This is a genomic window from Micrococcus sp. CS26 (assembly GCF_055522295.1).
In genome coordinates, this window is the sequence record NZ_JBVFVY010000060.1 from 1 (window position 1) to 1204 (window position 1204).

General features: G+C 64.7%; 1 protein-coding gene. It reads right to left on the bottom strand.

Going from position 1 to position 1204, the window contains the following annotated elements; all coding sequences use genetic code 11:
• Nucleotides 1–939: IS110 family RNA-guided transposase (locus ACZ1IK_RS11195; RefSeq protein WP_465098518.1), on the bottom strand; the 939-nt coding region annotated here is incomplete at its 3' end.
• Between the last annotated feature and the right edge of the window lie 265 nt (nucleotides 940–1204).

Below are 1204 nucleotides of genomic sequence, written 5' to 3' on the forward strand. Positions count from 1 at the left end.
GATCGTGGGCTCATGGAAGCGCATCCGCACGATGACTGTCCTGTAGATGGCTGCGTTCAGCTGACGGTGACCGCCATGATTGATCCGATGTTTTCCGCTGCTCATCCCTGAGCCTGTAGGCACGGGGCTGATGCCGGCGAGCTTGGCGAATGCTGCCTCGCTCTTGATCCGTTCGGGATTGTCCCCGGCCACGATGAGGATCTCCGCTGCCGTGTCCACGCCGATCCCGAACTGGTCGAGCAGGTGCGGCGCACGCGCGATCACGAGCCCCTTGATCATGGCCTCGAGCTCGAGGATCTCCTCGTTTAACGACAGCCACCGCCTGGCCAGCGACCGGAGCACATGACGATTGGCCTCCTCCGGCGTGCTCAGCGCGCGGGGGCGCAGGGAAGCGCAGCGGCGGGCGATCATCTTCTGCGTCTTCCCCTGCAGTACCTTGCGTAGATTCTCTTCGGCGTGCACGAGCATCGCCTTCAACGTGATCATCGCTGCAGAGCGGTCTTTGACCGCAGTGTCGTGAGCGACTTTGAGCTGACGGATCATTTCCACGCTCCCGTCGGCGCTCTTGGGCGTGGCGGTAGCGAAACCCGCGAGGACTGCGCGGGCCGCGTTCTCAGCGTCCAAGGTGTCGGACTTCCCGTTCAACCGACGCAGGCGTCGGTCTGGGCGCGAGACTTCCACGACCTTGTGCCCCTGGCGACGGATGTACGAGGCCAGACCAGCCCCGTAGGAGCCTGTGCCCTCGATGCCGAACGCGATGATGGTGCCGTAGTCCGCGGCCCATTCCAGTAGCTGCTGGTAACCGGCACGGTCGGTGGCGATCGTGCCGGTCGCGAGAATCCCACCGATCGAGTCCATGACGGCGGCCACGTGGATGTGCTTGTGGGTGTCCACGCCGATCACGACGTGACCGGAACGGGTGGGGGCGATCTGGCTCATATACGAGGCTGTCCTTCGGCTACGGGTGCGGGGGCGGCACCGACGCCGGTGGGCGGACAGGACTGTCACGGGGACACGGTCACGAAAATGCTCCAGGCTCCTATCAGGTCACGCCCGGACCGGCGGCAGTGGTCGTACGTGCCCGGCCGCGGGCCCGACAGATCAACGCCAAGACACCATGTGGGTCAATCGTAGAGATGGGTCAGAGCACCACGGCCAGGACTTCCTCATCCTCGCGGAATCCGGCCCTCAGAGACTGACAGTC